This is a genomic window from Sinorhizobium sp. BJ1 (assembly GCF_002531555.1).
In the GTDB taxonomy this organism is placed as follows: domain Bacteria; phylum Pseudomonadota; class Alphaproteobacteria; order Rhizobiales; family Rhizobiaceae; genus Sinorhizobium; species Sinorhizobium fredii_B.
The window spans coordinates 1-8293 of record NZ_NWTH01000073.1 but is presented as its reverse complement, the minus strand read 5'-3'; the positions used below and the strand labels follow the sequence as shown (position 1 = coordinate 8293).

The 8293-nt window shown below is 62.4% G+C and carries 6 protein-coding genes and 2 pseudogenes; 6 read left to right on the top strand and 2 right to left on the bottom strand.

The genetic code is table 11. The features are described from left to right. Positions 1 to 375: 375 nt before the first annotated feature. Positions 376 to 1608, bottom strand: a complete 1233-nt coding sequence (locus CO676_RS33645) for an NAD(P)/FAD-dependent oxidoreductase (protein ID WP_097524238.1) — start codon at positions 1606 to 1608, stop codon at positions 376 to 378. 889 nt (positions 1609 to 2497) lie between these two features. Here CO676_RS33645 and CO676_RS33635 point away from each other — a divergent pair. Next, positions 2498 to 2779, top strand: a complete 282-nt coding sequence (locus tag CO676_RS33635) for a DUF924 family protein (protein WP_097524237.1) — start codon at positions 2498 to 2500, stop codon at positions 2777 to 2779. Between the two features lie 78 nt (positions 2780 to 2857). Further along, positions 2858 to 3185 (top strand): annotated as a pseudogene (locus tag CO676_RS37115) (sulfite exporter TauE/SafE family protein); the annotation flags it as partial. A 22-nt stretch (positions 3186 to 3207) separates the two neighbouring features. Here CO676_RS37115 and CO676_RS33625 read toward each other — a convergent pair. Next, the gene (locus tag CO676_RS33625) at positions 3208 to 4401 is read right to left on the bottom strand and encodes an MFS transporter (RefSeq protein ID WP_097524236.1); all 1194 of its coding nucleotides are present in this window, start codon (positions 4399 to 4401) and stop codon (positions 3208 to 3210) included. A 308-nt stretch (positions 4402 to 4709) separates the two neighbouring features. Here CO676_RS33625 and CO676_RS33620 point away from each other — a divergent pair, with 308 nt between their 5' ends. The 4 genes and pseudogenes from CO676_RS33620 to CO676_RS33605 all read left to right on the top strand — a co-directional run. Next, positions 4710 to 5531, top strand: a complete 822-nt coding sequence (locus CO676_RS33620; RefSeq protein WP_097524235.1) for a sulfurtransferase/chromate resistance protein — start codon at positions 4710 to 4712, stop codon at positions 5529 to 5531. Beyond that, a complete protein-coding gene (chrA, locus tag CO676_RS33615; RefSeq protein WP_097524234.1) occupies positions 5532 to 6941 on the top strand; it encodes a chromate efflux transporter in 1410 nt (469 codons plus the stop codon). It begins immediately after the preceding gene. A 153-nt stretch (positions 6942 to 7094) separates the two neighbouring features. After that, positions 7095 to 7577, top strand: coding sequence for an isoprenylcysteine carboxylmethyltransferase family protein (locus CO676_RS33610; RefSeq protein ID WP_097524233.1), 483 nt, complete (start codon positions 7095 to 7097; stop codon positions 7575 to 7577). A 446-nt stretch (positions 7578 to 8023) separates the two neighbouring features. After that, positions 8024 to 8221, top strand: a pseudogene (locus tag CO676_RS33605) (IS110 family transposase); the annotation flags it as partial. Positions 8222 to 8293 lie beyond the last annotated feature (72 nt).

The window sequence follows — 8293 nt, the reverse complement described above, 5'->3', positions numbered from 1 at the left end:
AATCCCCCGCTCAACTGGAGGTAGACTATCATGAGCGGGAGTTTTCACACAGCCTCCACCCATTTCGGTCGTTCAGCTACCGGCATCACGACGACCGCTTTTGGCCGCACACACGACATTGAGAACTCGCGGTAAATGCCTCTTCGCCCGCGTTGCGTCGTCAGGCGCGTCACCGCGATTCGCCGAAATCGATGTCGTCACTCCGCAATCTGCCATCATTCTAAAATGTTCCTTGGAGAAAATTCGCTTTCAGACGTTCGGTTCCGAATTCGACACTCGCCCCGGCTACGATCACGAAAGTCGTTTTTGCCCTACCACCAGCCACACCGAAAGGTCGTGACTCATCACCTTGCTCCTGTGCATGCCTTCCGGCCGTTAACTCACTGATCGCCTGGCGAGATGGTTCACCAGGCGTGCTGCCTCTTCAGCAATCCCGGGTATGGTTCCGGACTTCCGTGTCGATGCAAAGTCGAGGCCGGAGAAATACAGTCCGGGAACGAATCCGATTCCGTTCTGGTGAATAGGCTGGCCGTCGTCGTCGATGGTGTCCGGGATTTTGATCCACTGGAAATCGCCTCTGAAGCCTGTGCACCAGATCACCGACCTTATGCCGCTTGTCGCCAACTCGATTGAGCGGATCGGTGGACTGGGCAGGCGTGGGGCGATCATCTCGGCTGAGTCATCCTCGGCTGGCGGCGCGTTCAGCCCGGCGCGCCGGATGTAATCGTCAATAAAGCGCTTGACGTCGGCTGAGCTCTCGTTGGCAAAGCGCATGTGCTCATCCAGGTTGTCGCCGAACATCAGGCTGCCATTCTCGATACCCAAGAAGCGACCGAGCAACACGACGCCCTCAGTGCTCAGCGATTGCAGGCTGATGGTGTGGGTGGCACCGAGCAGGCCTCGCGGCGGCAGCTTCCCAGAAGGCAGGACGATTTCGCTTCGCGGCACGTCGAGATAGCCGGACAGGGTCATCCAATTGAAGATGTCGCCGCCGCGATAATGGCGGACCAGGCGGCCGGCTCGGCTCGTCGCCAGAAAGACCGAGCGTCCCGCGAGCGCCAGGTCCTCGGCAATCTGGCCGCCAGATTGGCCGCTGCCGACCACCAAGACAGCACCTTGTTCCAGTTCGGCGGCATTGCGGTAGGCCGAAGAGTCGAGTTGGCGGAGTGCTGTCGGCAGCTCCGCCGCCGTAGGCGGTCGCTTCGGACAGTTCAGGCTACCGCTCGCTATGACCACGTTGCGGGCCTGAAGTACACCGGGTGGTGTCGCCACGAGAAAGAGCCCGCGATCCTTGGACAGTTCCTCTACCGGAGCGTCAGTTATCACCGGCAAATGATGCCGCTCGACATAACTCTCGAGATAGGAGACGAATTGATGCTGTGTGCTGGCCCCCCAGGGGTCAGGCCCGTCAGGGGAATCGCCGGGCAGCAACGAGCGGATGTTCGGCGAGTTCAGACGGAAGGAGTCCCAGCGTTGGGTCCGCCACGTCTCTCCGATCCGGCTCCGTTCGAGCACCCGATGATCGCGACCTCTCTGCTTGAGGAAGTAGCTGATCCCAAGCCCGGCCGAACCCGCTCCAATGACAACGACATCAAGAATCCCTGCCATGCCCCGCCAGCCTGCCGTGCCGAAATGGACGATTGCGCTCACAGTAACATGGAAGGCGATCAACTCTAAGGACGAAGGCGTTGTTCGCGTCCGTCCCGCATGCTCGCAGCATCCCAAATCACAAGGGAGACCGTACTTCAGGAAAACTCTCGACGCAACGATCGCCGAACGTAGGAAAAGCGCGGTCCTCTCTCATGACCGCTCCCGGAACCAGACCAGACGCTACGCCCTCAGCATGAAATAGGCACAATATACTCTTGTCGGCGGTGTGCACGCCAACTCCGTATGGTATTGTGGGCGATCCTGCGGGGGCTGTTTGGAGGGGATCGCACGCCAAATGCATCCGCATTACTCGGAACCTGGCGAATGCTCTCATGGACACGGCAAGTTGTTGCCTCCGGCGAGGTAGCCGACGCCATGGGTCCGGACCCGGTTCTCTCGTATCAGGCGGACGGCCGAGTCATGGCGTTGGTGGTCCGCCCCTGGCGACCGATACCCAAGGGTCCCAGGCTTACGGAGGACGAAAAAGGTCGCCCTTTTCGATATCATGCTGGCCTACAGTGATTTCCTATACGGTCGGAAACGGCAGGGTTGCCCATCACGTTGACGCAAGCTGGAATCCGCTTGGGGACTATCCAACTTGATCCTGCCTTTTTCGACCAGTGGCGACCGGTTGGTGATCACGCCGCACCGGGCATTTGTGACGGGCAAGGAAGTGATCTATCGAATAGAATTTCAGAAGGTTGAAGGGGCGGTCAACGATGACCCGCGATGTAGCCATCGCCAAGGCAGCGCGGTCGGGAGGCACACGATACCATGCCACCGCCGCGCCTGGGTATTTCCAGGTGCAGCGGTCACTGGTCTTTGACGAACGCTTTGGGGTGCTACCATGACGAGCGCGATCGACATTCCCGAATGGAACGCCGTTCTGGACTTCTGGTTTCCCGAGAGGTGCAGGCCGGACTTCGATGTCCGCAGCCACCAGGAATACTGGGTGTGGCGGATGCGTGGAGGGGCGGACGAAGAGATCGTCGCCCGGTTTACCGAAACGGCTGAAGCAGCTGCACGCGACGAACTTGGCCACTGGGCGGACGATCCTCACGGACGGCTGGCCCTGATCATCGCGCTCGACCAGTTCCCGCGCTCGATCTGGCGCGATAGGCCGACATGACGCTGCTCAGCCATATCGGCCTTGCGATGCTCGGCGAAGGCGAAGTCGACTATCAAGGCGATGCTGTGGATTGCCTTCTTCCGGCCGCCGCATGTGCACGGCGAAAGGGAAGGTGTCGCCGTCGGTTTCATGGCCGGCCTGATCCCTTGTCCGTTGACGCTGTTCGTCATGACCTTCGCCATGTCGCGGCGTGCCCGAAGCCGGGATCATGTTCGCGTTCGTCATGATGACGGGGGTGGCACTCACCCTCTCCAGCGTGGCACTCGCGACCGTCTTCTTCCGGATGCGGATCGAGAAAGTGCTCGCGACCCGGCACGCTCTGTTGGCCAAGATATCGAAGCTTGTCGAGGCCCTCACCGGTCTGGTCCTGGTGATCATCGCATTGCGGGAGATCCTCATTCGTTGAAGAGGGTTCGCCGCCGGTTGCGTCAGCATTCCTCCGGCGGCTTCAGCCGCCGGAACTGCATCAGCAACAGCAGATCGTAGACAATCTTCAATGCCCCGCAGATAAGCAGAGGCCATGCTCGGGATGATGCGGCGAAGAGGGCGCCGGCCAGGACAGGGCTGGCCGAGGCTGCAAGACTGCGCGGCACCGACGTGAAGCTTGCAGCGGCGGCCCGCTCCGCCTCGGTGACAACGGCCATCACGTAGGACGAGCGCGTCGGCACGTCCATCTGCGACAATGCAGCCCGGACAAGCAGAAAGGCAAGCGCGAGGGCTAGTGTGGGCGCAAATGCCGCCAGCATCAGAGCGATGCTCGACGGTATGTGCGTGAACACCATCGTGTTGATCAGGCCGATGCGTCGCGACAGCCATGCGGCCACAGGGAACGACAGCGCCGACAACACGCCCGACCAGAAGAAGAAAACAGCAGCCTCCGAAAGCGACAGGCCAAAACGTTCGAAGAGCCAAAGGGCGAGCAGTGATTGGACGACGAAGCCGCCGGCGAAGGCATCGAGACTGAACAGCGCCGCCAGCTTGAAAACAATATGGCGCGACGGGCCGAGCGCGGCCGCAGCGCCCGCGTCGGCTGCCGGGCGGCTTGGGATGCGCGCGTAGAGCAAGCCGCCGAGCAGCCCGAGAAGCGCGTAAACGACGAACATCGCCCTGATGCCGCCAAGACGATCAAGGCCAATCGGGCCAAGAAGGTCGGGTACCGCTGCTGCGAGGCCACCTATCGCTCCGGCGAACGCGCCTACGAGGCTATAGCGCGCGAACATCCTGGTTCGCTCACGCTCCGTCACTTCGCGGGTGAGCACGGCATGCTCCAATGGCACGAACACGCTGACACTGCCGGCCGAGGGATTGATCGTGCCGGCAAATGCGATGACCAGCAGCAGCGCGTAATCGTGGACAACGGCAAAGGCCACACCTGTTGCAATCATCAAGCTCGCGCCAGCCAGCAGAAGTTGGCGGTGATCGTGCCAGGCCCCCAGGAAGCCGACACATATCGTCAGCAGCGCGGAACCGAGCAGCGATGCGGTCGCGATGACACCGACTTCTAGCGACGTAAATCCGAGGGCGAGCAGATAGATCGGCAACAGCACGGCCACGAAGCCGTCGCCGATGTCCCGCAGGGCGCGCGCCGCGAAGAGGAAAGTCGCAGGGTGTATCCGCAGCACCGTTCTGGTCTCTCGGTCGTTGATAGATGCATGAACGGCGTGGCGTTTGCCGCGCCCCACCTGAAGCCGACAAAGATGCCGGAACGAAGTGTCGGTTGCCAGTGGCCGGTGGAGAATCTCGGCCACACCCGCGCGCTTGTCGAGCTTGGCGAATCGGCGACTAAGATCAGGCCATTGACGTATAAACCGAGCCGCTTGACAGCGCCGGACAATGAGCGGAAAACACCCGGTATGGGGTTGCGATCACCCCACGAGGCGACAGCCGAAGCATCGCGTCCATTCAACCGCTCACACGGAGGACGCGTCATATGTCGTCACTTCTTGAAATCTCCCCCGAGAAGCTCGTCCGCCTTATTGGCACCCCGAAATGCCCCGCGCTCATCGATGTCCGCATCGATGAGGATTTTGACGAGGATCCGCGCTTGCTACCCGGTTCGGTCCGGCGCGACTATCGCAACGTGCAGGAATGGGCCGCGGAGCTCGATTCAGACTCCGCAGTCGTGATCTGCCATCGCGGCAAGAAGCTCAGCTGCGGCGTTGCTGCCTGGCTTCGCAACTATGGCATTGCCGCCGACGTTCTCGAAGGCGGCTTCGAGGCCTGGGCCGAGGGCGGCTATGCGGCCGTGCCAGCTTCTGCAGTTCCGAAGCGGGACGCCAGCGGCCGCACCGTCTGGGTGACAAGGGCGCGGCCGAAGATCGACCGCATCGCCTGCCCTTGGCTGATTCGCCGCTTTGTCGATCCACAGGCCGTCTTCCTGTACGTGTCGCCACCCGAGGTCGAGACGGTTGCCGAGCGCTTCGCCGCGACCCCCTTCGACATTGATGCCCCGATCCGCTGGAGCCACCGGGGCGGGCTTTGCACCTTCGACGTCATGGTCGAAGAGTTCGGCCTTGCGACCGAACCGCTGCTACGGCTCGCGACCATCGTGCGCGGGGCGGATACGTCCCGCCTCGATCTTGCGCCACAAGCGCCCGGCCTGCTTGCGGCATCTCTCGGCCTGTCGCGCATGTATGCCGACGACCTCGAGCAACTGGAAGCCGGGATGCTGCTCTACGACGCCTTTTACCGCTGGTGCCGGGATGCTACCGACGAAACGCATAACTGGCCGTCGCCGAAGAAGGATTCGTGAATGACCGAGACTGCAAACAGGGCCGCGCCGGCTGCGGCGCGGCAAGAATACGCTCACGGCATTCCCTTCGGTGAAGCCGTCCGGGTGTGGGCGAGGATCGCGGCCCTGAGCTTCGGCGGTCCGGCCGGACAGATCGCGGTGATGCACCGCATCCTCGTCGACGAGAAGCGCTGGATCGGCGAGCACCGTTTTCTGCATGCCTTGAACTACTGCATGTTGCTGCCCGGACCCGAGGCGCAGCAGCTTGCCGTCTATATCGGCTGGCTGCTGCACCGCACCGCCGGCGGCCTCGTCGCCGGGACGCTGTTCGTGCTGCCGGGCTTCCTCGCCATCCTGGGCTTAAGCTACATCTACGCCGCCTTTGGCAATGTCACCGTTGTTGAAGGGCTGTTCTTCGGCCTGAAGGCCGCGGTGCTCGCCGTTGTCATCCATGCCGTGTTCCGCATCGGTAGCAGGGCGCTTAAGAACCGGCTGATGCTCGGCATCGCCGCAGCCGCTTTCATCGCCATCTTCTTCTTCCGCGTCCCATTCCCGCTGATTATTCTGGCGGCGGGCATCATCGGCTACATCGGCGGCCGCTCCGGTTCGCCGCTCTTCCGGATCGGCGGCGGTCACAAGGCAGGGACTGGCCCGGTGCTCAAGGACGAGGATTCGCTGCTCGGCGAGGGAACCCCGGCGCATGCCCGTCCGAACCTTTCCTGGTCGCTTCGGGTTTCGGCGGTGTTCTTTGCGATCTGGCTCGTCCCACTGGCGCTGCTGACCGCCTTTCTTGGCGTGGACAATGTCTTTACCCAGATCGGGCTGTTCTTCAGCCAGATGGCCGTCGTCACCTTCGGCGGAGCCTACGCCGTGCTCGCCTATGTCGCCCAGGAGGCGGTTCAGCATTACGGCTGGCTGAAGCCCGGCGAGATGCTCGACGGCCTCGGCATGGCCGAGACGACACCGGGCCCTCTGATCATGGTCGTCCAGTTCGTCGGATTCATGGGAGCCTACCGTGATCCGGGATCGCTGAACCCGATGACGGCGGCGACGCTCGCGGCGATCCTGACGACTTGGGTGACCTTCGTGCCGTGCTTCCTCTGGATTTTCCTCGGAGCGCCCTTCATCGAGCGCCTTCGCAACAACGTAGCGCTGACGGGCGCGATGTCTGCGATCACCGCCGCCGTCGTCGGCGTAATCCTCAACCTTGCCGTCTGGTTCGGCCTGCACACACTGTTTTCGGAGGTGGTGACGTGGAAGCTCGGATGGTTCGCCCTCGACGTTCCCGATCCATCCTCACTGGTATTGCCATCACTCCTGCTGACAGCGGCGGCCGCGGTCGCAATCTTCCGCTATCAGGCTTCGATCATCGCGACGCTGCTCGCCTGCGCCGTCGCCGGGCTTGTTTGGACAGTCGGAGCAAATGCCTGATTTAGGTCGATGGCCGGCGGCATTTGACGCTTGATGCTGCCGGACTCACGCTCACGGCTCGATCGGCCTGTGCGCTCCTTCCTCCCATCCCAGGCTGCTACGCGATCCGAATTCTTGCTATGCTTCCGGCACGGGCACGCGGAAGGGAATTAGATGAATGACGCGGGCGGCAGTTTTCGCGACAGTTCCGGCGCGGTGGTGCGGCCACCGATCGCCTGGGCAGTTGCGGCCTTGGCTGGGCTCGTGCTGGATGCTCTCTATCCGTTGCCCTTCCTGTCGGCGGCCATGCCGCCCGGTTGGATAGGCGCTATCGTGTTCCTCGCCGGCCTGGGACTGCTCGTCTGGGCGGCGACGACCTTTCGCCGGGCGGGCACGCATATCCAGACCGTCCAGCCGACGACGACGATCGTCGACGAGGGCCCTTACCGCTACAGCCGGAACCCGATCTATGTCGGAATGTTTCTCGGCCTGATCGGCCTCGCCGTCGGCTTCGACAGCCTGTGGCTCCTTATCATGCTGGTGCCGTTCTACTTCGTTATTCGGTACGGTGTGGTCGCCCGCGAGGAAGCCTATCTCGAGCGCAAGTTCGGCGACGTCTACCGCGCCTACAGGACCCGCGTCCGCCGCTGGCTGTAGCGCAGAGAGCGTACCTCCCTGCCGGCTAGCCTGTTTTCGCCGGGACTCGGAGCTGCTGGATGACCGCTTCAGGCTGCAAAGGGGCCGTTCCACCCGATCGCGTCGGACTTCTTGTTTCCTCCCACCTGTGCCGCTGAAAGCGACACCTAGAAGGACCGGATTGGGCTCAATCGAGCCGATCGCTGCGGGCAAACTGCACGGCCGAACAGCGGACGAAGCGGTCGTCACCAAGCCGATTGCCGAATGACATGTTTGGGTCCGAGGGCAGTCATTCCTAAAGAGCCTCGTGCGCGGCGGATTGCGAAGGTGTTCGCGCTCTGCGCTCAAAAGATGGTGTAACGGGCGGGACCCGGTCCGCCAGGTTTGAAGGTCGGTGGTCGTCCCTCACAATGATGGTGTCGCGGAGTCAGGAGTGGCCTGCTCCATAGCAGCACGGAGAGACGACCATGAAGCAGTATGCCGGCATCGACGTATCCCTGGAATACTCAAGTGTGTGCGTGGTGGATGCGGACGGCCGCATTGTGCGCGAAGCAAAGATCCTCAGCGAACCCGATGCGCTGATCGCCTGGTTCGGCGAGCACGGCGTGGCGATGGAGCGAATTGGTCTGGAGGCCGGTCCCTTGTCGCAGTGGCTTCATGCCGGGGATGCCGAAGAAATATCAGTCGGGCGAGACCGATCATAGCGGTCGCATCTCGAAGATCGGCGATGGGAGCGT